At 64.4% G+C, this 26,093-nt stretch carries 21 protein-coding genes; 10 read left to right on the top strand and 11 right to left on the bottom strand.

Annotated features, from left to right (window positions below; all coding sequences use genetic code 11):
* Window positions 1-6 precede the first annotated feature (6 nt).
* Both AC1TQG_RS16515 and AC1TQG_RS16520 read left to right on the top strand, forming a co-directional pair.
* On the top strand, window positions 7-837 hold the full coding sequence (locus tag AC1TQG_RS16515; protein ID WP_482138620.1) for a carbohydrate ABC transporter permease: 831 nt from the start codon (window positions 7-9) through the stop codon (window positions 835-837).
* Window positions 838-840: 3 nt separating this feature from the next.
* Window positions 841-2,013 (top strand): ABC transporter ATP-binding protein, encoded by a 1,173-nt coding sequence (locus tag AC1TQG_RS16520; RefSeq protein WP_482138622.1) that lies wholly within the window; start codon window positions 841-843, stop codon window positions 2,011-2,013.
* An 18-nt stretch (window positions 2,014-2,031) separates the two neighbouring features.
* On the opposite strand, the gene AC1TQG_RS16525 is transcribed toward AC1TQG_RS16520, so the two are convergent.
* Window positions 2,032-2,895 (bottom strand): chromosome partitioning protein ParB, encoded by an 864-nt coding sequence (locus tag AC1TQG_RS16525; protein WP_482138623.1) that lies wholly within the window; start codon window positions 2,893-2,895, stop codon window positions 2,032-2,034.
* Entirely contained in the window at window positions 2,885-3,619 is a 735-nt protein-coding gene (locus AC1TQG_RS16530; protein WP_482138798.1) for a metallophosphoesterase family protein, read from the bottom strand. The genes AC1TQG_RS16525 and AC1TQG_RS16530 overlap by 11 nt, the downstream gene beginning before the upstream one ends.
* Before the next feature lie 139 nt (window positions 3,620-3,758).
* On the opposite strand from AC1TQG_RS16530, the gene AC1TQG_RS16535 reads away from it, so the two are divergent.
* Window positions 3,759-4,382, top strand: a complete 624-nt coding sequence (locus AC1TQG_RS16535) for a suppressor of fused domain protein (RefSeq protein WP_482138625.1) — start codon at window positions 3,759-3,761, stop codon at window positions 4,380-4,382.
* A 10-nt stretch (window positions 4,383-4,392) separates the two neighbouring features.
* Here the strand turns inward: AC1TQG_RS16535 and AC1TQG_RS16540 are convergent, their stop codons facing one another.
* The gene (locus AC1TQG_RS16540; protein WP_482138627.1) at window positions 4,393-5,241 is read right to left on the bottom strand and encodes an LLM class flavin-dependent oxidoreductase; all 849 of its coding nucleotides are present in this window, start codon (window positions 5,239-5,241) and stop codon (window positions 4,393-4,395) included.
* Window positions 5,242-5,285: 44 nt separating this feature from the next.
* Between AC1TQG_RS16540 and AC1TQG_RS16545 the strand changes: the two genes are divergently transcribed.
* Complete coding sequence (locus AC1TQG_RS16545; RefSeq protein ID WP_482138629.1) at window positions 5,286-5,816, top strand: TetR/AcrR family transcriptional regulator; 531 nt, start codon at window positions 5,286-5,288, stop codon at window positions 5,814-5,816.
* Between the two features lie 36 nt (window positions 5,817-5,852).
* Here the strand turns inward: AC1TQG_RS16545 and AC1TQG_RS16550 are convergent, their stop codons facing one another.
* Window positions 5,853-6,923 (bottom strand): magnesium and cobalt transport protein CorA, encoded by a 1,071-nt coding sequence (locus tag AC1TQG_RS16550; RefSeq protein ID WP_482138631.1) that lies wholly within the window; start codon window positions 6,921-6,923, stop codon window positions 5,853-5,855.
* 121 nt (window positions 6,924-7,044) lie between these two features.
* Here AC1TQG_RS16550 and AC1TQG_RS16555 point away from each other — a divergent pair, with 121 nt between their 5' ends.
* The 3 genes from AC1TQG_RS16555 to AC1TQG_RS16565 all read left to right on the top strand — a co-directional run bounded on the left by AC1TQG_RS16555 (window position 7,045) and on the right by AC1TQG_RS16565 (window position 9,822).
* Entirely contained in the window at window positions 7,045-7,665 is a 621-nt protein-coding gene (locus AC1TQG_RS16555) for a MarC family protein (protein ID WP_482138632.1), read from the top strand.
* An 88-nt stretch (window positions 7,666-7,753) separates the two neighbouring features.
* Complete coding sequence (locus tag AC1TQG_RS16560) at window positions 7,754-8,947, top strand: NAD(P)-dependent malic enzyme (RefSeq protein WP_482138634.1); 1,194 nt, start codon at window positions 7,754-7,756, stop codon at window positions 8,945-8,947.
* Between the two features lie 8 nt (window positions 8,948-8,955).
* Window positions 8,956-9,822, top strand: a complete 867-nt coding sequence (locus AC1TQG_RS16565) for a glycine betaine ABC transporter substrate-binding protein (RefSeq protein WP_482138636.1) — start codon at window positions 8,956-8,958, stop codon at window positions 9,820-9,822.
* A 24-nt stretch (window positions 9,823-9,846) separates the two neighbouring features.
* Here AC1TQG_RS16565 and AC1TQG_RS16570 read toward each other — a convergent pair whose 3' ends face one another.
* Genes AC1TQG_RS16570 through AC1TQG_RS16580 form a run of 3 tightly spaced genes read right to left on the bottom strand, consistent with a single transcriptional unit; the run spans window position 9,847 to window position 13,146 of the window.
* On the bottom strand, window positions 9,847-10,767 hold the full coding sequence (locus tag AC1TQG_RS16570) for an alpha/beta hydrolase (RefSeq protein WP_482138637.1): 921 nt from the start codon (window positions 10,765-10,767) through the stop codon (window positions 9,847-9,849).
* 7 nt (window positions 10,768-10,774) lie between these two features.
* Entirely contained in the window at window positions 10,775-11,635 is an 861-nt protein-coding gene (locus AC1TQG_RS16575) for an SDR family NAD(P)-dependent oxidoreductase (RefSeq protein WP_482138639.1), read from the bottom strand.
* Entirely contained in the window at window positions 11,632-13,146 is a 1,515-nt protein-coding gene (locus AC1TQG_RS16580; protein WP_482138640.1) for a flavin-containing monooxygenase, read from the bottom strand. Before AC1TQG_RS16580 ends, AC1TQG_RS16575 begins: the two co-directional genes overlap by 4 nt.
* Window positions 13,147-13,317: 171 nt before the next feature.
* Here AC1TQG_RS16580 and AC1TQG_RS16585 point away from each other — a divergent pair, with 171 nt between their 5' ends.
* The gene (locus AC1TQG_RS16585; protein ID WP_482138642.1) at window positions 13,318-13,932 is read left to right on the top strand and encodes a TetR/AcrR family transcriptional regulator; all 615 of its coding nucleotides are present in this window, start codon (window positions 13,318-13,320) and stop codon (window positions 13,930-13,932) included.
* A gap of 84 nt (window positions 13,933-14,016) precedes the next feature.
* Here AC1TQG_RS16585 and AC1TQG_RS16590 read toward each other — a convergent pair whose 3' ends face one another.
* The 4 genes from AC1TQG_RS16590 to AC1TQG_RS16605 all read right to left on the bottom strand — a co-directional run bounded on the left by AC1TQG_RS16590 (window position 14,017) and on the right by AC1TQG_RS16605 (window position 23,745).
* Window positions 14,017-17,859, bottom strand: a complete 3,843-nt coding sequence (locus AC1TQG_RS16590) for a multifunctional oxoglutarate decarboxylase/oxoglutarate dehydrogenase thiamine pyrophosphate-binding subunit/dihydrolipoyllysine-residue succinyltransferase subunit (RefSeq protein ID WP_482138644.1) — start codon at window positions 17,857-17,859, stop codon at window positions 14,017-14,019.
* A gap of 103 nt (window positions 17,860-17,962) precedes the next feature.
* Entirely contained in the window at window positions 17,963-21,859 is a 3,897-nt protein-coding gene (locus AC1TQG_RS16595; RefSeq protein WP_482138646.1) for an ABC transporter ATP-binding protein, read from the bottom strand.
* Entirely contained in the window at window positions 21,856-22,656 is an 801-nt protein-coding gene (locus AC1TQG_RS16600; RefSeq protein WP_482138647.1) for a hypothetical protein, read from the bottom strand. Before AC1TQG_RS16600 ends, AC1TQG_RS16595 begins: the two co-directional genes overlap by 4 nt.
* A 6-nt stretch (window positions 22,657-22,662) precedes the next feature.
* Window positions 22,663-23,745, bottom strand: coding sequence for a glutathione S-transferase family protein (locus tag AC1TQG_RS16605; RefSeq protein WP_482138649.1), 1,083 nt, complete (start codon window positions 23,743-23,745; stop codon window positions 22,663-22,665).
* Window positions 23,746-23,847: 102 nt separating this feature from the next.
* Between AC1TQG_RS16605 and AC1TQG_RS16610 the strand changes: the two genes are divergently transcribed.
* Both AC1TQG_RS16610 and AC1TQG_RS16615 read left to right on the top strand, forming a co-directional pair.
* On the top strand, window positions 23,848-24,522 hold the full coding sequence (locus AC1TQG_RS16610; RefSeq protein ID WP_482138650.1) for a PadR family transcriptional regulator: 675 nt from the start codon (window positions 23,848-23,850) through the stop codon (window positions 24,520-24,522).
* Window positions 24,519-26,069 carry a DHA2 family efflux MFS transporter permease subunit gene (locus AC1TQG_RS16615; RefSeq protein ID WP_482138652.1) on the top strand — a complete coding sequence of 517 codons (1,551 nt, stop codon included), beginning with the start codon at window positions 24,519-24,521 and terminating at the stop codon, window positions 26,067-26,069. The genes AC1TQG_RS16610 and AC1TQG_RS16615 overlap by 4 nt, the downstream gene beginning before the upstream one ends.
* Window positions 26,070-26,093: the final 24 nt, after the last annotated feature.

A 26,093-nucleotide genomic window follows, 5' to 3' on the forward strand; every position in this document is an offset into this window, starting at 1 on the left:
GCACCGATGAATAATTTGATGGGACGCCGTATCGGGTGGTCGGTCGTCAACCTGCTCGTGTTGGTCTACGCGTTGATTCCGGTCCTGTGGATCATGAGCCTTTCGTTCAAGCCACCGGGGTCGGTGAAGGACGGTAATTTCATCCCGTCCGAATGGACGTGGGACAACTACACCAGCATCTTCGAGACCAGTGCATTCACCTCGGCGCTGCGCAACTCGATCGGAATCGGGTTGATCACCACGGTGATCGCCGTGGCCCTGGGCACGATGGCCGCCTATGCCATTGCGCGCCTGGACTTTCCGGGCAAGAAGGCGTTGGTGGGCGCGGCTTTGCTGATCGCGATGTTCCCGCAGATCTCATTGGTGACACCGTTGTTCAACATCGAACGCAGGCTCGGTCTGTTCGACACCTGGGCCGGTCTGATCCTGCCGTACATCACCTTTGCGTTGCCGCTGGCGATCTACACGTTGTCGGCCTTCTTCCGGGAGATTCCCTGGGAGCTGGAGAAGGCCGCCAAGATGGACGGCGCCACTCCGGCACAGGCTTTCCGTAAGGTGATCGCGCCGCTGGCCGCGCCGGGTATCGTCACCGCGGCGATCCTGGTGTTCATCTTCGCCTGGAACGACCTGCTACTGGCCATCTCGTTGACATCGACAGAGCGATCGATCACGGCTCCGGTGGCGATCGCGAACTTCACCGGCAGCAGCCAATTCGAAGAACCCACGGGATCGATCGCGGCGGCGGCCGTGGTCATCACGATCCCGATCATCATCTTTGTCCTTCTGTTCCAACGTCGAATCGTTGCCGGTCTGACCTCCGGCGCTGTGAAGGGATAACCAATGTCCGATATCGTGCTGGACCAGGTGACCAAGAAATACCCGGATGGTTCGGTGGCCGTCAACGATGTGAACATCAACATCGCCGACGGTGAGTTCATCATCCTGGTCGGCCCTTCCGGCTGTGGGAAGTCGACAACGCTCAACATGATTGCCGGCCTGGAGGACATCACCTCGGGGGAGTTGCGGATCGCCGGCGAGCGGGTCAATGAGAAGGCGCCCAAGGACCGCGACATCGCCATGGTGTTCCAGTCCTATGCGCTCTATCCGCACATGACGGTGCGCCAGAACATCGCGTTCCCGTTGACCCTGGCGAAACTGTCCAAGGCGGAGGTCTCGGAGAAGGTCGACGAAGCTGCGCGCATCCTCGACCTCGGTCAGTACATGGACCGCAAGCCGTCGAATCTGTCCGGTGGTCAACGACAGCGCGTGGCGATGGGCCGGGCTATCGTCCGTTCTCCCAAGGCCTTCCTGATGGACGAGCCACTGTCGAACCTCGATGCGAAGCTGCGCGTGCAGATGCGGACCGAGATCGCGGTACTCCAGCAGCGCCTGGGCACCACGACGGTATACGTGACCCACGACCAGACCGAGGCCATGACCCTCGGCGACCGGGTCGTGGTGCTGCGGGCGGGCAATGTTCAGCAGATCGGGACGCCCGCCGAGCTCTACAATTCGCCGGCGAATCTGTTCGTTGCCGGATTCATCGGGTCGCCGTCGATGAACTTCCTGCCGGGACGATTGACCCAGACCGGCATCGAAACCGCCATCGGTGAGGTCGTACCCATCGACGTGGGCAAGGTCATCGACAACGCCAAGCAGGTCAAGAGCAACGGTGAGGTGCTGATCGGTATCCGGCCCGAACATTTCGAGGACGCGAATCTGGTTGATGCGATTGCGAAGTCGCGAGGCGCGACATTCGACGCGAAGATCACGGTGCTCGAGTCGATGGGTTCGGACAACTACGCGTACTTCAACATCGAGGGCGGACAGGCATCGTCTGCCGCGCTGGCCGAGATCGCAGCCGATGCCGGTCAGGAGATGGGCAGCGGTCAGTTGATCGCACGGCTTTCACCCGAGTCGCCGATCGCCAAGGGGCAGCAGGCAGAACTGTTCTACGACACCTCGAAGGTCCTGGTGTTCGACCAGCACAGCGGCGCAAACCTCAGCTTGTAGGGGCCGGCGGTCAGGGCATCAGGGGAGCTTGCGGCGACGACGCGCGCGGGTGAGGAGTTCGTCGATGATCTCCTCATCCCAGACGTGCCTGCGCACCAGACGGTAACGCTCGCACGCCAGCCACAGATACAGTTCGGCGTCGCTGTCGATGTCGGGCAGGACCTCCGCGCGGCGAGCCATCCTGACCACCGGTAGGAATTCTTCGCCGAACCAGCGGCGCGCGACCTCGGTACGGTGAAGGAATGTTCCCGTTTCCTGGCTGAGCCGAAAACCCCACGCTTCGATGTTCTCTGCCAGTTCGGCGTAGTCGAAGGGGTCGTCGAACGAGATCGCCTCGCGCTGTTTGCCTTCCAGCGGGACGCGGGACAAGAAGAGCCGACGGTGATCCTTCATGATCAGGTCCGAGCGGGCATTGATGCCCTCGGGGGATATCCGCGTGTGGATCTCGGTGACATAGGCGTCGATCGTGCTGAATTTCCGGGCGATGGCGATCGACACGCGATGATGACCGTCGATGACAAAATGCATCTTGCCGATGCGGTACAGCTGGACCGGTGGTACGGATTCGCCTCGGCGCTGGGCGGCGGCGAGCCGTTGCCATCGTTCTCGCACCCGGGCCGATGTCGGCCGGAAGTAGCGGTCGAAATCGCGGGTGCGGTCGACGCTTCCGACAATCGTGGAGACTTCCACAACGACCAGGCCGAGGTAGGTTTCACCGGTCTTGCCCAAGGCGGCAACAACTTCGTCGAACGGCAGAATCGTGTTGACGTCGGCAGGCTGCCGGGTCAGCCAGGCCGACAGCCGGGCCAATTCGGCTTTTCGACGTTGCCTGCTGAAGTCGTTTTCGGCGTCGGGGCCGGGAAACCCGGTGTCACGAGCCATGTCGCCTCCGTTGGACCGTGATCTCGCCGCCGCCCGGTTCGATGTCGAAGACGCTGTATCCGACGGTGTTCATCGAGATCGTGCTCGAACGCAGCGACCCACCGAGCCTTCGCTTCTTGTGCAAGATCGTGTGGTCCATCGGCGTCTGTCCGTGAGGATGGATGTGTCCGTGTACCAACAGTTGTGGGCGCAGGCGGTAGATCAGCGGCAGGTAGCAACGGAAACCGCGATGGGGTCCGTCTTCGGCGTCTCCGATACCGCGGGGCGGGCTGTGGGTCAGCAGGATGTCGATGTCACCGAACCCGGGTGTGAAACGGTAGCGGAACCGTTGGAGCGCAAGCCGGTTGGCGTGTCGGCGCTGGGTGGCCTCGCGGTACTGGTTGGGTCCGTCGCTGTAGCGGATGCTGCCACCGAGCCCGGCGATGCGCAGTCCGGCGACCGTCACGATCCGGCCGTCGGCGTTCACCGCCCCCTGCGGACCGGGGTCTGTGGTCGGTAGTCCGGCTCTGGTCCAGCCGCTACGTGTGCGTTTGTACCCGCTCAGGTCGCGGTCGTGGTTACCTGGCACGAAGACGCAGGGCGCCTCGAACCGGATCATCAGCTTTTCGAGATAGTCGAAGGGCAGGTCGCCGGCACCGATGATGAGGTCAGGCGCGAGTTCGTCGGCCGCCCCATGTTGGAGGCTGTCGACGACTTCGTCCGAGACCGCGAGCACACGTACCACTTCACCGACCCTAGCCACTTCGCCGACCTCAGCCATTTCATCGACCCTAGCCACTTCGCCGACCTCAGCCATTTCATCGACCCTAGCCTCGTGGGGCCGTCGAGATACCGAAGATGGTGGTGTTTAACTAGGCAGTGCAATGAGTGATTCAGAATCGTCGGTGATCGAACGGGTGTCGGCGCACCTTCAGCAGGCATTCTCCGGTGCGGAGCCCCAGCGGGCATCGGTGACCTTTTTGGGTTTGGAATCGATTGACGTACTGCGATTCACCGGCGGTTTCGATGCTGCCGGGGGCGCTTCGGACGGGGCTGTCGAGGTCGCCTATGTCTCACTGGGTTGCAGCCGCCATCCGATGGGTGAGCCGGATCAGATGCTGGTCGATCCCAGCGTTGGTCCCCGTGGCGAGATCGTGGTCCGGATGTACGCTGCGTCGCCGCTGCCGGGACTTCATCGCAGCGTCGCGATGCTGGCGGCGGCACCGGCGGTCGAGGGCCTGGTGCTCACCCCCGACGGTTTGATCGACCTCGGTGAGCCGCTCTGGGAGGGTTCGAACTGCACGGCCGTGGTGTTGGAGGCCGACGCCGTCGCACCGTGCCCGCTGCCCGGCGACCTCGAAGACGTGATGTTCTTCCGGGCCATCCCGATCACTGCCAACGAGGCCGCCTGGGTGCGCTTGAAAGGTCTCGACGCCCTGCGCAGCGCCTGGACCGAGGCGGGTATCGACGTCCGCGATCCGGTCCGCGCCGGCGCCACCATCGGCTGAGCCCGACCGGTCAGAGGCGGGGCGGGCCCTGTGCAATCCGCTTGCGGGTGGCCTCGAGATCACCGCCCGCGGTGAAGCTCGATTCGATCCACCAGGTTGCACCGGCGGTGCGGCATGCCTCGACAACGGCGTTGTCCGACGGACTCTCGGTGGTGCCGAATCTGATGACGTCGTAGGGATCCTCGCCAGTGCGATGGGTGGTGACGTAGTCGACCGCGCTGCGGACATCCTCCGGGGCGACGTCGAGTCCGTAAGTACCGGCGGTGACCAGCCCGTCCCACCGCGCAGCGCGCCGGAGCGGGCTGCGGGCAGGCCACGACGCGGCGACCCAGATCGGTACCCGCGGTTGCTGTACCGTGGGTGTGAATGCGGCGCATTCGATGTCGTAGTGGTCGCCGTGATGGTTCACCGGTTGTCCGCTCAGGAGCTGAGCCAGGACGTCGAGACCTTCGTCGAGCGCTTCCGCCCGTTCCTTGGGGTCGCTGCTGTCGCCGAATGCGGCGTAGTCGGGGAGGTACGGGTAACCGGCACCGACCCCCAGGGTCAGGCGTCCGCCGGAGAGATGGTCAAGGGTGATGATCTCGCGAGCCAGTTTGCCCAGATGTCGTCGGGGGACCGGGGTGACCAGTGTGCCCAATCGGATGCGCTCGGTTTGCAATGCCATCGCGGCGAGTGCGATCCACGGGTCGACCACGGGTTCGGTGAATTGCAGATGGTCCCAGAGGAAGAATCCGTCCCATCCGGCCGCTTCGGCGTCCGCCGCCAGGCCTGCGAGAACCCGGGCGTCGCCGCAGAAGTCGAAGTTCGGTGTGTAGTAACCGAACTTCATCGGAGGAACCTGTGTGGATGTGGGAGGCATGGGCCAGAATGTTACAGATATTCCAGTTCTTGTAAAGTGTGTATGTGACGATTGATGGGCGTGGTGACAGCGATTCCAGCCGGACGCGGATCCTCCGGGCGACGGCGACGGTGCTTGCCCGGATGGGTCCGAGCCGGTTGAGCATGTCCGAGGTGGCGACGGCTGCGAAGGTGTCGCGGCCCACGCTGTACCGGTACTTCCCATCGAAGGAAGCGCTACTCGATGCGCTCGGTCAGCACGAGCAGGAGCGGGTGCGCGCGGCGGTGGCGGCCGCGGTTGACGGATTGAGCGGCCGCGAACGACTCGAGGCGCTGTTGCGGTACATGGTCGAGTCGCACAACTCCTATCCGCTCCGGAACCTCATCCTCATCGAACCCGAGCATGAGTTGGGCGAGATCGAACGCGTGCTACCTGTTGTGCAGCAATGGATTGCACCCGAATTCCCTGGCGAGGGTGGCGCCACGACCGCAGGCGCGATCGCGCGTATCGCGATCTGCCACTACCTTTTTCCCGCAGACGACAACGGTGCGTCGTTTCTCGCCCAGCTGCGTCAGGTCGCCGGGCTCGGCGACTGAGGAAGCAGGATGTCCCGGCTCAAACGTGAGACGTGTTCAGAGCCAATGATTTTTGCGGAACGTGCGCCACAGCGCAGTGCAGACGCCGACGAGGAAGGCCAGCACGATGAAGTAGCTGTACTTCCACTGCAGCTCGGGGATGTTCTCGAAGTTCATGCCGTAGATACCTGCGACCATCGTCGGCACCGATGCAATTGCAACCCAGGCCGAGATCTTGCGCATGTCGGTATTCTGTTGGATACCCACCTTGGCTCCGGCCGCATCGATGAGCGACGTCAGCACCTCGTCGTAGCTCGCGATCTGCTCGTTGACGCTGCTGTGGTGGTCTTGGACATCGCGGAAGTATCGGCGCACTTCCTTGGGCACCAGCTTGTCCTCGGATCCGGTCAGGCGGCGTAGTGCCAATTCGAGTGGATCGACCGCCCGCCGTAGTTCCATCACCTCACGCTTGAGGAGATACACCGGTTCGATCTCGACCCGGCGGCCGGGAGAGAAGACGGTCTCTTCCATGGCGTCGACATCCACCTCGATGCGTGCCGTGACGTCGATATAGGTGTCGATCACGTGGTCGGCCACCGCGTGCATCACCGCGCTGGGTCCCAACACGAGCAGCTCGGGACGCGCTTCGAGATCTTTGCGCACTCCCGCCAATCCGGTGTGATCGCCGTGGCGGACCGTGATGACGAAGTCGGGGCCCGATATCACCATGATCTCGCCCGTTTCGACGACTTCGTTGGCGACCTGAAGTGTTTCGTGTTCAAGATATTTCACGGTTTTGAGCACCAGGAACAGAATGTTGTCGTACTGCTCCAGTTTGGGGCGCTGGTGTGCCAGGACCGCATCTTCCACAACCAGTTCGTGAAGCCCAAAAGCCTCTGCGACACTTTCCATCTGGCGGTTGTCAGGGGCGTGCAGACCGACCCAGACATAGCCTCGACCGGTCGTCTGGACCTCTTTGAGGGCGCCGGAGAAGGTGCGCATGCCGGGCAGGCGGTGACCCTCCACGTACACCGCGCAGTCGACAACCGCTCGTGATGGTGGAATCGGCACCGGTGCCGCGACTTTCGGTTCGACGGCGCCGGGGCGAAGATGTGGCCGCGAGGGCATGACAGCCTCCTTCGTTGCGGGTGTCGAACTCAGACTCGACCCCTCGAAGATCGTACGCCCTCCATACCACCCGGCGTCGCCATCGGCCATGGGTTGCGAATCAGGTGAGAGACTGTGCGCCATGGGCTTCGACACCACGCTCTACCTGACCATGTTGATCACGCTCGTGGTGATCATGGACCCGCCCGGACAGGTGCCGCTGTTCCTGTCGCTGGTCGGTCATCGTCCGCCTGCGGTGCGAAACCGTGCCGCCTGGCAGGCACCGGCCGTGAGTTTCTTGGTGATCACGGTGTTCGCGATCGCGGGCAACGCGATATTGAGCTACCTGCACATCGGCATACCCGCGTTGCAGGGCGCCGGGGGACTGTTGCTGCTGCTGGTGGCGCTGCAGCTACTGACCGGCCTCGGTAACGCCGGGAATCCGCAGTCGGTCTCCGACGATGTGAATGTCGCGCTGGTGCCGCTCGGGACCCCGCTGCTCGCCGGTCCGGGCGCCATCGCGGCGGTCATCGTCAACGTCAGTCAGGCCGACGGTGACACCGCCGCCTACCTCGCGATCGGTGCCGCGATCATCACCGTCCACATCGTGCTGATCGCGGTGCTGCGCTTCTCGACGGTCCTGATCAAGGTGCTCGGTATCGGCGGGATCACCCTGATGGCCAAGATCGCGGGCCTGTTGCTCGCGGCGATCGCGGTCCAGTTGATCGCCGATTCCGTGCGGGGCTTCATCGTCGCAGGCTAGTGACGCGAACCGATCGATATGTTGCCTGATGCTCACGATCCGGAGGTCTTGGAGTGTGAGCCCGGTCATCTGAAGTAGCGTTGTCGCCGTGACCGAGCCCCGGGGCGTCGAATCGCCCGTAAACGATGACAGTGCAGCAACAACGATCACCCGCGAGGAGATCTTTGCCGGCCATGAAGGCGGCAAATTGTCGGTGAACATCACCGCGCCACTCGATACCAAGCGGGCGTTGTCCATTGCTTACACACCCGGCGTTGCCGAGGTGTCCCGGGCGATTGCGGCCGACCCCGAACTCGCGCGCCGCTACACCTGGACCAACCGCCTGGTGGCAGTTGTCAGTGACGGCAGTGCGGTGCTCGGACTCGGCGACATCGGGCCGCTGGCCTCGTTGCCGGTGATGGAGGGCAAGTCTGCCCTGTTCAAGAACTTCGCAGGCCTCGATTCGATCCCGCTGGTGTTGAGCACGAAGGATCCCGACGAGATCGTCGAAACCCTGGTTCGGTTGCGGCATTCGTTCGGTGCGGTCAACCTCGAGGACATCTCTGCGCCCCGCTGTTTCGAGATCGAGAGGCGGGTCATCGAGGCTCTCGACTGCCCGGTGATGCACGACGATCAGCACGGCACCGCGATTGTGGTCCTGGCCGCGCTGAAGGCCGCCACCAAACTGCTCGGCAAGCCCCGTGGCTCGCTGAAGATCGTGATCTCCGGTGCCGGTGCCGCCGGTGTGGCGTGTACCAACATGCTGCTGGCCGACGGTATCGCCGATGTCACCGTGATCGACAGCAAGGGCATCGTGCACACCGGACGCACCGACCTCAACGACGTGAAGGCCGAGCTGGCCTCGCGTACCAATCCCGATGGCCGGGTCGGATCGTTGTCGGACGCGTTGGTCGGCGCCGATGTCTTCGTGGGCGTCAGTGCGGGCAAGGTGCCCGAGGCGGCGCTCGCGACCATGAACTCCGACGCCATCATCTTTGCGCTGTCGAACCCCGATCCGGAGGTCCACCCCGAGATCGCGGCGAAGTACGCGGCAGTGGTGGCCACCGGGCGTAGCGACTTCCCCAACCAGATCAACAACGTGCTGGCTTTCCCCGGCGTGTTCCGGGGTGCGCTCGACGCAGGCGCCCGGCGCATCACCGAGGCGATGAAACTCGCTGCCGCCGACGCAATCGTCGAGGTGCTCGGCGACGATCTGTCGGCGCAGATGATCGTGCCCAGCCCGCTCGATCCACGGGTCGCGCCTGCGGTCGCCGCCGCAGTTGCCCGGGTCGCCGCTGAGTGAGCAGTTTCATGAACCGCGGGTCTCGGCGGATGCTGCCGGCGTTGGTGCTGGCAGGCGCACTGATCCTCGGGGGATGCTCAGAACCCGGCCCGACGGCGCAGCCGTTGGTCACCGGGTCGACCCCGGACACCCCGAGCCGCGTGGTGACGGCGATTTACGCCGGCGCTCTGCAGCACGCGGGCGCCGACGTCTCCGACGATCATCCGGTGGGCGACTACTCCGAGCTGCTGGCCGGGATGGACGAGCGTTCGGTCGATCTGATGCCGGCCTGGTCGGGGGAGTTGCTCAGCCAGCTCAATCCCGGTGCCACCGGCCGCAGTGCCGAAGACGTCTACAACGAGTTGAATCAGGCACTACCGCAGGGTGTTTCGGTGGGTGATGCGACGTCGGTGCAGGACAAGACGCTCGTGTACATCTCGTCGGAACTGGCCACCACGGCCGACGTCGACGAACTCTCCGATTGTGGTCGACTCCCGGCCGGTCTGCCGCTGGTGACCGTCACCGAGCCCGACCCGGTCACGCTGACCGAGTTGGGCAGTGCCGGTTGTGCTTTCGCATCACCGGTGGTGCTCGGTGTCGACGAGGCCATCGCGGAGGTCGCGGCAGGCCGGGCCGCGGGACTGTTCTCGGCGCTGGGCGTCGTCGGCGACGATTCCGGGCTGCAGGCCTTGGCCGATACCACCGACACATTGCGTGCCCAGGATCTGGTGCCGGTCTTCCGGACCGCGGCCCTGGACCGCGACCTGTTCCGCGCGATGAACAAGGTTGCCGGAGAGCTGACCACCGCCGACCTCACCACGATGGCGGAGCAGGTCGACGGCGGTGCCGAGGTGTCGGCTGTGGCCGGTCGCTGGCTGGCCGAACACAGCAGCTGACCGCCCCCTACGTCTGGACGACCGCTAAGTCTCGACGTCCGCGCTGGTTCTGGTCAGGTGCCCGGTCAGGAAGCCGCCGAGTTCGTCGACCGCCGCTGCGGCCGCCGGCATCAGGGGTGCGGCCACGTGCCCGACGTGCCAGAGCCGACCCAGGTCGCTGAAGGTCGTGTCGACCCCGGCCGCCTCGAGGCGGCCGGCGAAGTCGGTGACCTGCTGCAGCAACATCTCCGGCCTGCCGACCTGGACCAGGGTCGGCGGTAGCCCGGTGAGGTCGCCGCGCACGGGTGCATACCTCGGATCGTCGGGATCGCCGTCGCCGAGGTACATTTCGGCGCTTCGGTTGGCCCAGGCAGCATTGACAACGATGTCGGTGCCGTTGTCGTCCTGCCGTGCCGTGGGATCAACCCACGGCGAGATCAGTCCCAGCGCGGCCGGGCGCAGGCCGTGCTCGTCGATCAGGACCCGTGCGGTCGCCACGCTCAATCCGCCGCCTGCCGAGTCACCGGCGATGGCGATGGACTCGGGTTCGTACCCGCGCGTCACCAGATCGCGAAATGCAGCCACCGCGTCGTCGACTGCTGCCGGGCACGGATGTTCCGGCGCCAGGCGGTAATCGAGGACATAGACCTCGGCCCGGGCGGCCGCCGCCAAACTGGTTGTCAGGCCGCGATGGGACCTCGGCGACCCGGTGACATAGGCGCCGCCGTGGAGGTAGAGGATCGCTTGGGCGTGCTGGGTCGGTCCGACGGTGATCCGTTCGGCAGGCAGGCCGCCCAGAACGATCTTGCGGATCACCTGATCGGCGACCGGAGGTATCAGTAATGCGCTGGCATCGAGCAGCCGTCGCGAAACGGTGGGCGTCAACCGAGCATTCAACGCCAGCCGGAAGACGGGTTTGAACAGACGTTCGCTGAGTGGAATCGACAGGGCCAGAGAAGGACTCATCGCTCGATCACAGCACCGACGACGGGCTGTGTGGGACCTTTTCCGGCTTCGGTGCAACCCGGCCGGCGAACTTGGAGATCACCACTTCGTACAGTGAACCGCCGGCGCGGACCAGGACGTCGATGATCTTTGCATCGGCACCGACCAGCACGCGGGGACGGTTCTTCTCGATCGCGGCGATGATGATCTCGGCGGCGCGCGGTGAGGTCGTCCGGGCCAGCTTCTTGTCGAAGAGTTCGGCGGCGGTGCGCTGATCGTGACCCTCTGACACCGTCGAATTGCGCGCGATGGCGGTCTTGATGCCGCCGGGATGCACGCAGGTGACCTGCACCGGATGCCCGGCGATCCGCATCTCCTGGTAAAGCGACTCGGTGAATCCGCGCACCGCGAACTTGGCTGCGTTGTAAGCGCTTTGGCCGGGCATCGCCAGGATCCCGAACAATGACGAGGTGTTCACGATGTGGCCGTCGCCCGATGCGATGAGGTGGGGGAGGAAGGCCTTGGTGCCGTTGACCACACCCCAGAAGTCGACGTCCATCACGCGCTCGTATTGCTTGAACTCGGTGATCTCGACTTCGCCGTGATGGGCGATGCCTGCGTTGTTGATGACCAGGTTGACCTTGCCGAAATGTGCCGCGACGGTATCGGCGTATTCGAGTACGGCTTCGCGTTCGGCGACATTGAGCAGCTGCGAATGAACCTGTGCACCGCGAGCTTTCAGTAGCCGTTCGGTCTCATCGAGTCCGGAAGGGTTGACGTCGCTGATCGCGACGAGCGCGCCCTTGGCCGCCAGCTGCAGTGCCAGGTCTCGGCCCATGCCTGATCCGGCCCCGGTCACCACGGCAACCTTGCCCTTGAAGTCCTTCACGATGTCACCGTTTCTGTTGCGGGTCGGGTGTGTTCGGCCGTCGCACCGGTGTGCGCACTGGCGGTGTCGTATGCGGCCAGATCGAACTTACGCGTGATACGGCGGTAGTTGAACGTGAATCCGGGCCACAGTGTGGTGATGTTGCCGAAGGCGTCCTTGTACCAACTGGCGCAGCCGCCGGTCTCCCAGACGCTGGATTTCAGGTTCTTCTGGATGCCGACGTTGTAGTCGTGCTGTACATCGGATCGGACCTCGACGCGGGCGATGTCGTACTTGCGTTGCAGTTTGAGGTAGTCGACGAGATAGTTCAGCTGCGACTCGATCATGTAGACCATCGAGGTGTGGCCGAGGCCGGTCGAGGGACCGACCATCAGGAAGAGGTTGGGGAACCCGTGCACGGTGGTGCCCTTGTACGCATTCATCCCGGTCGCGTCCCAGACCTCGGTGAGGCTGGCGCCGTCCTTGCCGATCATGTGCTCGAAGGCGGGGGAGTCGGTGACATGGAAGCCGGTCGCGACAACAATCGCGTCGACGTCGCGGACGACCCCGTCGGCGGTGATGATCCCGGTGGCGGTGACCTCTTTGATGGGGTCGGTGACCAGGTCGACATTCTTCTGGCCCAGCGCCGGGTAGTAGGTGTTCGACAGCAGGATGCGCTTGCATCCGACCTTCCAGTTCGGGGTGACCGCGGCGCGCAATGTGCGGTCGGAGATGCCGCGCGCGATGTTCCGCTTGCCGATGATCTTGGCGGGCGCGAGCACATTCGGGGCGTGTGTCAGGCCGAAGGAGACCAGCTCGTGCGAGGCGTAGATACCGCCCCTGGCGGCCTTCTGGAACCCGGGAATGTTCTTGAACGCCCAGTTCTCGGCGGCCGAGTACGGGCGATCCGCGCGCGGCAGCACCCATGGCGCGGTCCGCTGGTAGACGTCGAGTCGGCCGACCTTCTCGGCCAGTTCCGGAATGATCTGGATGGCCGAGGCGCCGGTACCGATGACCGCGACCCGTTTGCCCTCGAGGTCGTAGTCGTGGTTCCACTGCGCCGAGTGGAAGACCTCGCCCGTGAAGTCGCCGATGCCCTTGATGTCGGGGAGTTTGGGTTCGCAGAGCGGTCCGACGCCGGCGATCACAAACGTCGCGCGGTAGTCACCGGTAGAGGTCTTGATGGCCCACTGGCCGGCAGGCTCATCCCAGGTGATGCTGTTGACCTCGGTGTTCCACTGCGTGTTGGGCGCAAGGTTGTGCTGATCTGCGACCGCGTTGATGTAACGGTGGATTTCTGGCTGCCGGGAGAACGAGCGGCTCCACGAGGGATTGAGTGCGAACGAATACGAGTAGAGGTGAGAGGGCACATCGCAGGCGGCACCGGGGTAGGTGTTGTCGCGCCAGGTGCCGCCGAAGTCACTTCCGCGATCAAGGATCACGAAGTCGTCGATACCCTGTTGCCGCAGCTTGATCGCGGCGCCGAGTCCGGAGAAGCCCGCGCCGATGATGGCGATCTTTACAACGTTCATGGGTACGAACATACCCACTACTGACCGAGTGTCAATAGGGATGGGTCCAGCTGGCTGCACTTCGTGTCCACTCACGGGTCCAGCTCCGCTGCGCTTCGTGTCCACTCTTGGGTCCAGCTCCGCTGCGCTTCGTGTCCACTTATTGACGACAAGTCAGTAGGGTGAACATTCATGACCACTGCCCGTCGTACCCGAATGAGTCCGCAGGCCCGTCGCGATCAACTGATCGAACACGGACTGCAGATGCTCTCCGACCGGGCGCTGGACCAGGTGTCGGTCGAGGAGGTGGCCGAGGCCGCCGGCGTCTCACGCGCCCTGCTGTTCCACTATTTCGAGTCCAAGCAGGACTTTCTGGTGGCGCTGACGACCACGCAGAGTCAGCGGATGCTCGAACGTACCGAACCGGATCTGAGCCTGGGAGATCCTCTCGCGATCGCTCGCGCATCCCTCGCCGAATTCATCGACTACGTCTCGGCCAACAGGTCGGCCTATCTGGCGATCCTGCAGGGTGTCGGCGCCTCGGATCCGGCGATGCGCAAGGTCGCCGACGACACCCGCGCGGTCATGGCCGAGCGGGTTCTCGGTTTGGCCGACCTACTGAATCTGCAGCGCACACCGATTCTCGAACTGGCGGTGCACGGCTGGGTCACGTTCAGCGAACAGGTCACCGTCCGCTGGCTACTCGATGACACCGGCGTCACGCGCGAGACCCTCATCGAACTGATCACCCGAGCCCTGCCGCTGCTCGCGACCACCGCCGGAACCTTGGACACTGTCGGCGACTAGCCCCCGGATACCAATAATGTGCCCTTCTGGCGACTGAAAGCCCTGGTGGGCGCCGCCAAAAGGGCACATTATCGGGGGGTTGGATCAGGCGAACGCGGTATCCACGATCTCCTGCTGCTCGACGGCATGGACCTTCGACGAGCCCGATGACGGTGCGGACATCGCGCGACGCGACACGCGCCGCAATCCGCTGAAGTACTCGGGCAGCATCTCCGGCAGCGTCAGGCCGAAGTACGGCCATGCACCCTGGTTCTTCGGCTCTTCCTGGACCCAGAACACTTCTTTCATGTTCGGGTACTGGTCGAGCGCGTTCTTGAGGCGCTTGTGCGGAACCGGGTAGAGCTGCTCGATCCGGACGATCGCGATGTCATCGCGGTTGTCCTTCGCCTTGCGTGCGGCCAGCTCGTAGTAGAGCTTGCCCGACACCAGCAGCACCCGCTCGACCTTGCTGCGATCGCCGCCACCATCGAAAGCCGGATCGTCGATGACCGAGCGGAACTTGCCATCGGTGAACTCGGAGATCGGGGAGACCGCTGCCTTGTTGCGCAGCATCGACTTCGGGGTGAAGACAACCAGTGGTCGGCTGATCCCGTCGAGGACATGGCGCCGCAACAGGTGGAAGTAGCTCGCCGGTGTCGACGGCAGTGCGACGGTCATCGAACCCTCGGCGCACAACTGCAGGAACCGCTCGATGCGGCCCGACGTGTGGTCGGGACCCTGACCCTCGTGGCCGTGCGGGAGCAGCAGCACCACGTCGGAGGTCTGGCCCCACTTGGCCTCACCCGACGAGATGAACTCGTCGATGATCGACTGTGCGCCGTTCACGAAGTCACCGAACTGGGCTTCCCACAGCACAAGTGCGTCGGGATCGCCAACGGAGTAGCCGTATTCGAATCCGACGACCGCGTACTCGCTCAGCGAGGAGTCGTAGACGAGGAACTGGCCGGGGCTGTCCGGGTTGGTCTCGGCAACCGTGCGCAGCGGCGTGTACTCGTCGCCGGTCTCCCGGTCGATTAGCACCGAGTGTCGCTGGGTGAACGTGCCACGACGTGAGTCCTGGCCCGACAGGCGGACCGTGCGGCCCTCTTCGACGAGTGAGCCGAAGGCGAGCAATTCGCCGAACGCCCAGTCGACGTTGCCGTTGCGCGACATGTCCTGGCGCTTCTTGAGCACCGGCTGGACCCGCTGATGGACGGTGAAGCCCTCGGGCACGTTCGCGAAGGCGTCGCCGATCCGTTCCACGGTCTCTTTGCTGACCTTGGTCTCCAGTTTCACCGGGAGAGCCTGATCAGATTCGACCGACGGGCTCGGAGTGGCCTGGTACTTCTCGAGTTCGCGGACCTCGTTGAAGACCCGTTCGAGCTGACCCTGGTAGTCGCGCAGGGCGTCTTCGGCCTCTTTGAGCGAGATGTCACCGCGGCCGATGAGGGCTTCGGTGTAGCTCTTGCGGACGCTGCGCTTGGTGTCGATCACGTCGTACATGGCCGGCTGGGTCATCGAGGGATCGTCACCCTCGTTGTGACCGCGACGGCGGTAGCACACGAGGTCGATGATGACGTCCTTGTTGAACTTCTGCCGGTAGTCGACGGCCAGCTTGGCCACCCACACGCAGGCTTCGGGGTCGTCGCCGTTGACGTGGAAGATCGGCGCACCGATCATCTTCGCGACGTCGGTGCAGTACTCCGACGAACGCGACGATTCCGGAGCGGTGGTGAAGCCGACCTGGTTGTTGACCACGATGTGGATCGTGCCGCCGGTGCGGTACCCGGGGAGCATCGCCAGGTTGAGGGTCTCGGCGACCACACCCTGGCCTGCGAATGCGGCGTCGCCGTGCAGCATCAACGGCAAAACGGTGAACTCTTCTTCGCCACCCTTGTTGTGTAGATCCTGCTTGGCGCGGACCAGTCCCTCGAGCACCGGGTCGACGGCCTCGAGATGCGACGGGTTGGCGGTCAGCGAGACGAGGATCTCGTTGTCGCCGAACATCTGGTAGTACTTGCCCTCGGCGCCGAGGTGGTACTTCACATCGCCCGACCCGTGTGCCTGCGACGGATTCAGGTTGCCCTCGAACTCGGTGAAGATCTGCGAGTACGGCTTACCGACGATATTGGCCAGCACGTTCAGCCGACCGCGGTGCGGCATACCGACAACAACCTCGTCGAGTGCGTATTCGGCGCTCTGGTCGATGACACCGTCCATCATCGGAATGACGGCTTCGGCACCTTCCAGCGAGAAACGCTTCTGCCCGACGTACTTGGTCTGCAGGAACGTCTCGAAGGCCTCGGCGGCATTGAGCTTCGACAGGATGTACTTCTGCTCGGCCACCGGCGGCTTGACGTGCTTGATCTCGACCCGGTCCTGCAGCCACTGCTGCTGTTCGGGTTCGAGGATGTGCGTGTACTCGACACCGACGTGGCGGCAGTACGAATCGCGCAGGATCGACAAGATGTCGCGCAGCTTCATCTTGTTCTCGCCGTGGAATCCGCCGACCTTGAAGCTGCGATCGAGATCCCACAGCGTCAGGCCGTAGGTCAGGACGTTGAGGTCGGGGTGGGAGGCGCGTGCATCCGAATCGAGCATCAGCGGATCGATGTCGGCCATTAGGTGGCCCCGATTGCGGTATGCCGCAATCAGTTCCAGAACCCGTGCGTTCTTGTCGACTTCACCTTCGGAGATGTCGCGACGCCACCGGATCGGCTCGTACGGGATGTGCAGCGTCGTGAACATCTCGTCGAAGAAATCATCCGACAGCAGCAACTGGTGGATCGTCCGCAAGAAGTCGCCGGACTCGGCGCCCTGGATGATGCGGTGATCGTAGGTCGAGGTCAGCGTCATCAGCTTGCCGACGCCCATCTCGGCGATGCGCTCGTCGCTGGCGCCCTGGAACTCGGCGGGGTACTCCATCGCGCCTGCGCCGATGATGGCGCCCTGGCCCTTCATCAAACGGGGGACCGAATGCACGGTGCCGATGGTGCCGGGGTTGGTGAGCGAGATGGTCACTCCGGCGAAGTCGTCGCCGGCGAGCTTGCCTTCGCGGGCCCGGCGGACGACGTCCTCGTAAGCGGCATGGAACTCGGCGAAGTTCATGTTCTCGCAGCGCTTGATGGCAGCAACCACCAGCATGCGCGATCCACCCTTGCCGGGAAGATCAATGGCAAGGCCGAGATTGGTATTCGCAGGTGAGACGATATTCGGCTTGCCGTCGACCTCGGCGAAGTGCCGGTTCAGGTTGGGGAACGACTTGATGGCCTGCACGATCGCGTAACCCAGGATGTGGGTGAACGAGATCTTGCCGCCGCGGGTACGGGCGAGATGGTTGTTGATGACCGTCCGGTTGTCGATCATCAGCTTCGCCGGAATCGCACGCACACTGGTGGCGGTCGGGATCTGCAACGATGCCGACATGTTCTTGGCAACGGTGGCCGCTGCGCCGCGCAACACCTGAGAGGAAACCTCGGTGGCAGCCGGGGCGGTCGGCTTCTTTGCGGTGGTCTTCTTCGAGACGGTTGCGTCCTTGGTCGGCGCAGGCGACTTCGCCTTGGCCGGAGCCTTGGGCGCATCTGCCTTTGCCGCAGGCGCGGTGGTGGCCTTTGCCGAGGACGCGGTGGTGGCATTGGATCCGTCGCGACTGGTTTCTGACTGACCTGCTGCGGCCTTGCTGGCGGGCGTCGAATCGACTGCCGGCTTACTCGAACCCGATCCGTTGGATGCGGAGGTGTCGGAAGCGGAGGTGTCGGATGTGGTGGCAGGCGTGGCCTTCGCCGTGTCACCGGTGGTTGTTTTCGTTCCGTTGGCCTCGGCTGCATAGTTCGTCAAGAACTCATGCCAGCTCGGATCAACCGAGGTCGGGTCTTTTTGGAAGCGCTGGTACATTTCCTCAACCAGCCACTCGTTCTGTCCGAAGTCTGAAATCGAACTGCTGCTCACGGCAGTATCTCGCCTCAATTCATTAATTGGTCGGCGTGCGTTTCCGACCTACGTGCGTTGCGAAGTCCCAGATAACAAGGTTAGACCCCACTGGACTGCGAGGCTATGCCGGTTGGCTGCCTTCGTGGCGTGGGTCACTTTGTTCGATCTCATCCGGTGTGATACCCGCTGTCCACAGAGCCCGGTACCGACCATTCAACGCCAGCAGATCCCGATGTGTTCCGAGTTCAACGATACGACCGCCGGACACCACCGCAATGCGATCCGCGCGAGCCGCGGTGGCCAGCCGATGGGCGACGATCACCGACGTCCGAGATCCGGTCAGGTGCCGTCCCGCAGCCAGCACTCGGCGCTCGGTCGACTGATCCAGGGTGGCGGTGGCCTCGTCGAGCAGCAGCAGGTCGGGGTCGACCAGCTCGGCGCGGGCCAGCGCGATCAGTTGTCGCTGACCTGACGACAACCCCTTTCCGCGTTCCCCGATCGGATGGTTCATCGCCCCCGACAGACCCGCGATCATCGACAGGGCGCCGACGGCCGCGGCGGCTGCGGCGATCTCCTCACGGGTCGCATCGGGCTTGCCGTAGGCGATGTTGTCGGCCACGGTCCCGGTGAACAGGTGCGGCTCCTGCGGTACCACGCCGAGCCGGGACCGGTAGTAGCTCAGCCGGAAGTCGCGGATGTCGGTGCCGTCCATCCGGACCGAACCGGTGGTTGGGTCGTAGAAGCGCGCGAGCAGTTTGACGATGGTCGATTTGCCCGCGCCGGTCTCACCGACCAACGCCAATGACGTCCCGGCCGGTAGATCGAGGTCGACGGTCGACAGGGCATCGCGCGACGCACCGGAATAGCGGAATGTCACCCCTCGCAGTTCGGCGTGGCCATCGAAGCCGCCGGGCGGTGGTGGGACGGTCTCGGCCGGTCCGCCGTCACGTGACCCGAAGCTGTCCGGGCACTGCACACTGCTGCGGGTCGCCAGCAGATCAGAGATGCGCCGGAGTCCGACCAGTGCCTGCTGATAGCCGTCGAACACCTGGGACAACTGCTGAACGGGACCGAACAACATGCCGAGATAGAGGACAAACGCGACAAGGGTGCCGGGGCTGGTCTCGCCGCGGGCCACCTGGTGGGCTCCGACCGCGATGATGCCTGCGGTGGCCAGATCCGCCATCAGGGTGATGAACGGGAAGTAGATCGAGATCGCTTGCTGGGAGACCATCCGGGCCCGGACATAGGTCGCCGCACGGGTGGTGAACCGGGCCATCGCGAAGCCCTCGTGGCGGTAGGCCTGCGTGGTGCGGACGCCGCCCACGTTCTCCTGGAAGTCGGCATTCACCTCGCTGATCAGTTCGCGCGATCGGGTGTACGCGCGCGATGAGATCCGGCGGAAGACGATCGTCGCGATGATGATCGGCGGGAAAACCACCAGCATCAGTAGACCAAGCGACAGATCGGTGAGCACGACCGCCACCCCGACCCCGACGATCGTCAGGGTGCTCACGATCGCCGACGACAGTCCGGTCTGCAGGAACGTCGAGAGCGCGTCGACGTCGGTGGTCATCCGCGTCATGATGCGCCCGGACAATTCCCGCTCGTAGTAGTCCAGCCCGAGGCGCTGCAGGTGTGCGTAACTGCGGACGCGCAGCGCGTAGAGGACGCGCTCGCCACTGCGCGCGGTGATCACGGTCATCACCGCGGCGGCGACAAAACCGACGGCCACCGCACCGAGTCCCAGGCCGGTGGCAATCCAGATGCGACTTGACTGATCATCGCTCGCGCCGTCGATCCCGAACCGGGCGATCGTCGGGAACGCCAGGCCGATCAGGGTGTCGACACTGATGCAGACGACCACCGCGGCCAGCAGCCATCGAACCGGCTGTAACAACTGGCGCAGCGAGAAGTCGGGACGGTCCCGGCGGATGTCGGCGTCGTCGGTGGGAGGCGATTCGTCCGCAGGCGGCAATGCGGCCACGGATTCGAGGAGTTCGGGTGTGGCGGGCATGGCTCCGAGCGCGCCCGCGATTCCGCCGCCGCCGCCGCGACCCCTGCCGCCGATCGCGTTGGTGACGGCGCGGGTCGGTTCGACCGCGTCCGGCGCGTCGGCCGGCCACAGCGCCGCGGTGTCGACCGAGGGATCGTCGATCGCGGGGTCATCGCGAAATGCGTTGTCGGGATTCGCGAGTTCGCCGTCCAGGGCGTCGAGGTCGGTGGTCATCAAGGCCCGGAACTCGGGGCACCGCTGCGTCAGTTCGGCATCGGTGCCGATGTCGATGATCCGGCCACCTTCGAGCACCGCGACGCGGTCGGCCAGGGACAGGGTCGATCGGCGATGGGCCAGCAACAGCATGGTCCGGGTTGAGGTGCGCAGGTGGGCAAAGATCTTCGCCTCGGTCTGGGCATCGACCGCGGAGGTGGCGTCGTCGAGGATCAGAACGCGAGGGTCGGCATACAGCGCTCGGGCCAACGCGATCCGCTGTCGCTGGCCACCGGACAAGGTGAGTCCGCGTTCGCCGACGATGCTCCGGAAACCGTCTTCGAGTGCAGTCACGAAACCGGTGGCCTGTGCCTGCGATGCGGCGTCGGCGATGCCCGCAGGTATGGGACCGTCCTCGTCGAACTTGCCGACGTGCGCGTTCGGCGCGATGTTCGCGGCGACGGTGTCGGAGTAGAGGAAGGGTTCGTCGAACACCACGCCGACCGCACCACGAAGCTCCTCGGTCGCGATGGTGTTGATGTCGTAGGTGGAGGGCAGCCGGGGGATCTGGGACCAGGCGGTCCCGGCGTGCGTCGTCAGTTCCACCGAACCCGAGTCGGGTCGGTAGAACCGGTCTGCGAGCATGGCCAGGGTGGATTTGCCGGAGCCCGGGGCCCCGACCACCGCGACGACCTCGCCGGGCGCGATGGTCAGATCGAGATCACGCAGGACCGGTTCGGCGGCACCGGGATAGGTGAACGTGACGTCGCGGAGCTCGAGTCCGAGTGTGCCGTCGGGCAGCAGGCCGGTTGCCGCCAGCCCGGGATCTGCCGGCTGATCGATCACGCCGTACACCCGCTCTACGGCAGCCCGGGCCAGCTGTGCGGAGACGATGAGCGACGTCAGGACACGGGCCAGTCCGGTCATGGTCGTCACGTAGGTGGCAAACGCCAGGAAGGTGCCGATCGAGATGGACCCGGTCATCGTCAGGTAACCGCCGAGCGCGATGATCGCGACCATGCCCAGCTGGGGCACCGCGGCCAGTGCCGGCGCGAAACGCGCGTTGATCTTCGCGGCCCGCAGGCGCAGCGAGTAGAGGCGACGCCCGTACCCGACGAGTTCGTCTACTGCGCGATCCTCTTGACCGAAACCCTTCACCACCCGGACACCGGTGACGGTCTCTTCGACATGCTGCGCCAGATCCGCGGCGGCCTGCTGCGCCGACCACGTGGCCGCGAACATCCGCTTGCGGCTGTTGAAGGCGATGACGGCGACGCAAGGGATGACCAGGAGCGCAACGACGGTCAGCAACGGTGACAGGTAGAACATCACGCCAATGGCAAGGACCACCTGGAGTGCGGCGCCAAGCGACAGCGGCACCATCGCGAGCAGACCCTGCACCAGTTGGAGGTCGGTGATGGACCGCGACACGACCTGGCCGGTGCGGATCTGGTCCTGTGCGGCGCCATCGGTCCGCAGCACTGAATCCAGGACCAACAGCCGCAACGAGTTCTGCACCTTCAACGACAGCTTGCCTGCGGTCAGCCTGCGGCCGTACTGGCATCCGTACCGCACAAATGCCAGGACCACCATCACCAGCGCGATGGCGCCGATCGTGTAGCCGTGACGGGCGACCCCGGTTGCTTCGTCGATCGCGGCCCGCGTCAACAGGGGGAGGGCGAGATCGATCACGACAGCCAGTGCGGTGACGGCCAGCGTGATCGCAACGAGCCGTCGGTGGCGGCCGCACTCGCCGATCAGACGTCGGATCCAACCGGACCCGGTGGATGCAGTGTGTGGTCGAGTCAACTAGCGCTCGGCCCGTCGCCGGAGGCCGGGATCTGTGGGGTGCCGACGGCGTTTTGGGGATTGCCCACTGCGTACAGGGGGACATTCGGATCGCGAACCGGCCAGTAGGGCGGCGGTGGTCCGAAGACCTGCCGTGAGTTGTTCACGATGATCCTGCCCAGCGCCCGGTTGCCAACGCCGCCGACGAGCGCACCGAGTCCGGCGGGGAGCAGTTTGCCTGCCGCCAGCGGCAGCTTCTGGAGCGCGTACTTCTTGAAGTAGGTGCGGATCAGCTTCTGATTGAGCGTGCGCAGGACCGGCGCTGGGATGAATCCGCCGAACACCCTGGCCATGGTTCCCGACTTGGCGCCCAGTGAATCCCGGACCACCGCAAGTCCGGATTCACCGAGGGCCACGGTCAGCACCAGGGCTTTGCGGCGTTCCCGATCATCGATCGGGACTCCGTGAACCTCGGCGATCGCCAGCGACAACAGCGCTGAAGCCTCGATGAAGAAGGCGGTTTCGGCGCCGAGCGAGGCAAGAGACACCATCGTCCCGATACCGGGGAATGCGGCGGCCGCACCCACCGCGCCGCCGGATCCGGTCACCGCGAGCAGGAACCGATTTTCGAGTCGTTCGATGATCTGCGCGGGTGACTCCTGCGGATGCTCGCGTCGAAGGCGGTGGATATATTTCGTGACTGCCGGTGCCTGCAGATGCTGGGCATGATCGACCAGGGAATCGATCATGCCCTCGGTCTTGCGGGTCGCGCCGATCGCGTTGCCGTTGCCGATCGACGAAAGTTGTTTCTTTGCCACGTCTTTTCAGGCTCCTTGTCCGGCGGGTACGCGTTCGGTGGGCAGGGGCGGCGGTGGCGGGGTCCCATCGCCGAAGGGGCGGCCACCGAGTTGTTCGCGGTGATGTGTGCTGCGCCAGCCGGACAGGTCGGGCCCGCGGGGCACGATCCGGCTGGGATTGATGTCGCTGTGGACGATGTAGTAGTGCTGCTTTATCTGGGTGAAGTCGACGGTGTCTCCGAAACCGGGCGTCTGGAACAGGTCGCGGGCGTAGGCCCAGAGCACCGGCATCTCGCTGAGTTTGGAGCGGTTGCACTTGAAATGGCCGTGGTAGACGGAGTCGAAACGGACGAGTGTGGTGAACAGCCGGATGTCGGCCTCGGTGATGGTCTCGCCCACCAGATAGCGCTGCCCGCGCAGTCGCTCCGACAAGTCGTCGAGGCGTGCGAACAACCGGTCGTAGGCCGCGTCGTAGCTGTCCTGGCTGCCTGCGAATCCGGCCTTGTACACCCCGTTGTTGACATCGGTGAAGATCACGTCGATCACCTCGTCGATCTCGGTGCGCAGGTTCACCGGGTAGAGGTCGGGTGCACCTTCGCGATGGAAATCGACCCATTCGGTGGAGAAGTCGAGGGTCATCTGCCGGAACTCGTTGGTGACCACGGCCCCGGTCGGGATGTCCACGATTGCGGGCACGGTGATGCCGCGCGGGTAATCGGGATAGCGGGTGAGATAAGCCTGCTTGAGGCGATGGATCTTCAGGACCGGATCGATGCCGCCGGGGTCGAGATCGAACGTCCAACTGTCCGAGTCATGGGTGGGCCCGCACATGCCCATCGACAACGCCTGCTCCAGCCCGAGTAGGCGGCGCACGATGATCGCGCGATTCGCCCATGGGCAGGCGCGGGCGACGACCAGGCGATAGCGGCCTGCCTCGACCGGGAACGTCTTGCCCGCCGGGCCGATCCCATCACGGGTGATCCGGTCGTCGATGTAGTTGGTGTCGCGCACGAACTCCTGGCCGACGGTCACGTAGCCATCGGGCACATTTCCTTCGGGCACATTTCCATCCGCCGAACTCTGATCGGAAGTCCTCGCCTGAGTGCTCATCGTTTTCCAGACTAGCCGTCCGAAAAAGTCTGGGCACCAGCTCTTTCTCGCGGTATATTCCGCAAGGAGTATTCGACGCCGAATAATCGTCTGGGGTATCTGATGGACGCGCGACCCGGGGTGGCAGCAGCCGCGTTGACGCCGATGGGTGTGATGGTCCTCGGGCTCCTCGTCGAACAGCCGATGCACCCCTATGAGATGTTGCAGACGCTTCGGGCGCGCAAGGAAGACCGGTTCGCAAAACTGCGGCCGGGTTCGCTCTACCACACCGTTGATCGGCTCTGCTGCCGAAACCTGTTGCAGATCAGGGATGTACATCGCGACGGGAACCGGCCGGAACGAACGGTCTATGCGATAACCGGGGAGGGGCGAGAGGCGTTGGAGAGTGCGCTCGTATCCACGCTGCGCACACCGGTCGTGGAGTATCCCGTGCTCTATCTCGCGTTGGCAGAAGCCCACACCCTGGGCCGGGACGAGGTTGTGGCGTTGCTCGATGAACGTCTGGCAACCATGCGTACCGAGTTGTCGGATGTGCGGTCAGCGATGTCCGAAGCCCTCGGACAGGGACATCCAGAGATGTTCCTGCTCGACGTCGGGTGCCGCCAAGCTGTACTCGATGCCCAGATCAGCTGGCTGGAGCAGCTACGCACGCGGCTCGCGACCGGCGAAATGATGTGGCTGCCGGAGTACAAGGAATTGCGTGACGCCGACCCGCAGCAGGGTCACACCGATATCACCGGGCCGATCGCCCGCTCAGGGAACGAGGTACGCACGTGAGTAGTCCCACCGCGGAGACCAACGCGCCGATCACCACCAGACCATGGCTGGCGTTGGGCGCGTTGTGCATCGGGTTCTTCATGATCTTGGTCGACATGACCATCGTTGCCGTTGCCCAGCCGGCCATTCAGCGGGCCCTGGACACCGACGTCAACGGCGTCATCTGGGTCTCGAGCGCCTATCTGCTCACCTACGCGGTGCCCATGCTCCTCGCCGGCCGACTCGGCGATCGCTTCGGGCCGAAGAACATCTACCAGCTCGGGCTGATTGTCTTCACCGTGGCGAGCGTGCTGTGTGGTCTGGCGCAGTCGATCGAGATCCTGATCATCGCCCGCGGGCTCCAAGGCGTGGGAGCGGCCCTGATCACCCCGCAGACCATGGCGCTGATCACCCGGATGTTCCCGGCCGACAAACGCGGTGCGGCGATGGGCGTGTGGGGCACCGTGGCCGGCGTGGCGACGCTGGTCGGCCCACTCGCCGGCGGAATCCTGGTCGATGGCCTGGGCTGGGAGTGGATCTTCTTCGTCAATGTGCCGGTCGGCGTGATCGGTTTGGTGCTGGCCTGGAAGCTGGTGCCCACGGTGCCGACCAGCAAACGCAACTTCGATCTCATCGGTGTCGGACTCAGTGGTGTGGGTCTGGCCGCTCTGGTGTTCGCGATCCAGGACGGCGAGAAGTATGACTGGGCCGGGTGGATCTGTGCCCTGATCGGCGTCGGTCTGGTGTTGATCGCCTTGTTTGTCTACTGGCAGCACAAGATGGTGACGCTGCGACCCGGATCCCAACCGCTGGTCCCGTTGAATCTCTTCCGTGATCGCAATTTCTCGCTGGCGAGTCTGGGCATCGCGACGATGGGTTTCGCGACCGCAGGCATGATGGTCCCGCTGATGTACTACTTACAGCTCGTCGGTGGTCTGTCCCCGACCGAATCAGCGGTGTTGACGATTCCGATGGCGGTCCTGACCGGTGTTCTGGCCCCGATCGTCGGGCAGCAGGTCGACCGGATCCACCCGCGGTACATCATCACCACGGCCTTCCTTCTCAACGCGATCGCGATCGGCTGGATCGCCGTGCTCGCGACCCCGACCACACCGATCTGGCAGTTGCTGCTGCCGGTGAGCCTCATGGGTATCGCGAGCTCCGGTATCTGGGCGCCGCTGGCGGCCACCGCCACGCGGAATCTGCCGATGAGCAGTGCCGGAGCAGGTTCTGGCGTCTACAACACCACGCGCCTGATCGGTTCGGTGCTCGGCAGTGCGGCTGTGGGAGCCCTGATCCAGACGCGTCTGGCAGCAGAGTTGCCGCAATTCGGTGACAACTCGATGGATGATGTGACCGGGCGTCTGCCCGAACAGGTGCGCGACGGTTTCGCGACCGCCATGGGGCAGACCTTGTTGCTGCCTGCGGCCGCATTGCTTCTGGGTGTGGTCGCGGCACTGTTCTTTGCCCGACCTCGGCATATGAGCGCATCGGGCGTTCCGGATCCGACGCCGCCGACGCAGGATGAGGCGAAGGTGGCCGACATCCGCGCGAGCGGCGGTGTTTGACGGAGCTGCGCGGGCGGGATGTAC

Source organism: Williamsia sp. Y844 (genome assembly GCF_056786475.1).

Coding starts and splice junctions, on each gene's coding strand:
- AC1TQG_RS16565 (WP_482138636.1), top strand. CDS start 8,956: ATGAACCGCGGGTCTCGGCGGATGCTGCCGGCGTTGGTGCTGGCAGGC.
- AC1TQG_RS16520 (WP_482138622.1), top strand. CDS start 841: ATGTCCGATATCGTGCTGGACCAGGTGACCAAGAAATACCCGGATGGT.
- AC1TQG_RS16610 (WP_482138650.1), top strand. CDS start 23,848: ATGGACGCGCGACCCGGGGTGGCAGCAGCCGCGTTGACGCCGATGGGT.
- AC1TQG_RS16605 (WP_482138649.1), bottom strand. CDS start 23,745: ATGAGCACTCAGGCGAGGACTTCCGATCAGAGTTCGGCGGATGGAAAT.
- AC1TQG_RS16585 (WP_482138642.1), top strand. CDS start 13,318: ATGACCACTGCCCGTCGTACCCGAATGAGTCCGCAGGCCCGTCGCGAT.
- AC1TQG_RS16555 (WP_482138632.1), top strand. CDS start 7,045: ATGGGCTTCGACACCACGCTCTACCTGACCATGTTGATCACGCTCGTG.
- AC1TQG_RS16540 (WP_482138627.1), bottom strand. CDS start 5,241: ATGCCTCCCACATCCACACAGGTTCCTCCGATGAAGTTCGGTTACTAC.
- AC1TQG_RS16550 (WP_482138631.1), bottom strand. CDS start 6,923: ATGCCCTCGCGGCCACATCTTCGCCCCGGCGCCGTCGAACCGAAAGTC.
- AC1TQG_RS16570 (WP_482138637.1), bottom strand. CDS start 10,767: ATGAGTCCTTCTCTGGCCCTGTCGATTCCACTCAGCGAACGTCTGTTC.
- AC1TQG_RS16515 (WP_482138620.1), top strand. CDS start 7: ATGAATAATTTGATGGGACGCCGTATCGGGTGGTCGGTCGTCAACCTG.
- AC1TQG_RS16580 (WP_482138640.1), bottom strand. CDS start 13,146: ATGAACGTTGTAAAGATCGCCATCATCGGCGCGGGCTTCTCCGGACTC.
- AC1TQG_RS16525 (WP_482138623.1), bottom strand. CDS start 2,895: ATGGCTCGTGACACCGGGTTTCCCGGCCCCGACGCCGAAAACGACTTC.
- AC1TQG_RS16535 (WP_482138625.1), top strand. CDS start 3,759: ATGAGTGATTCAGAATCGTCGGTGATCGAACGGGTGTCGGCGCACCTT.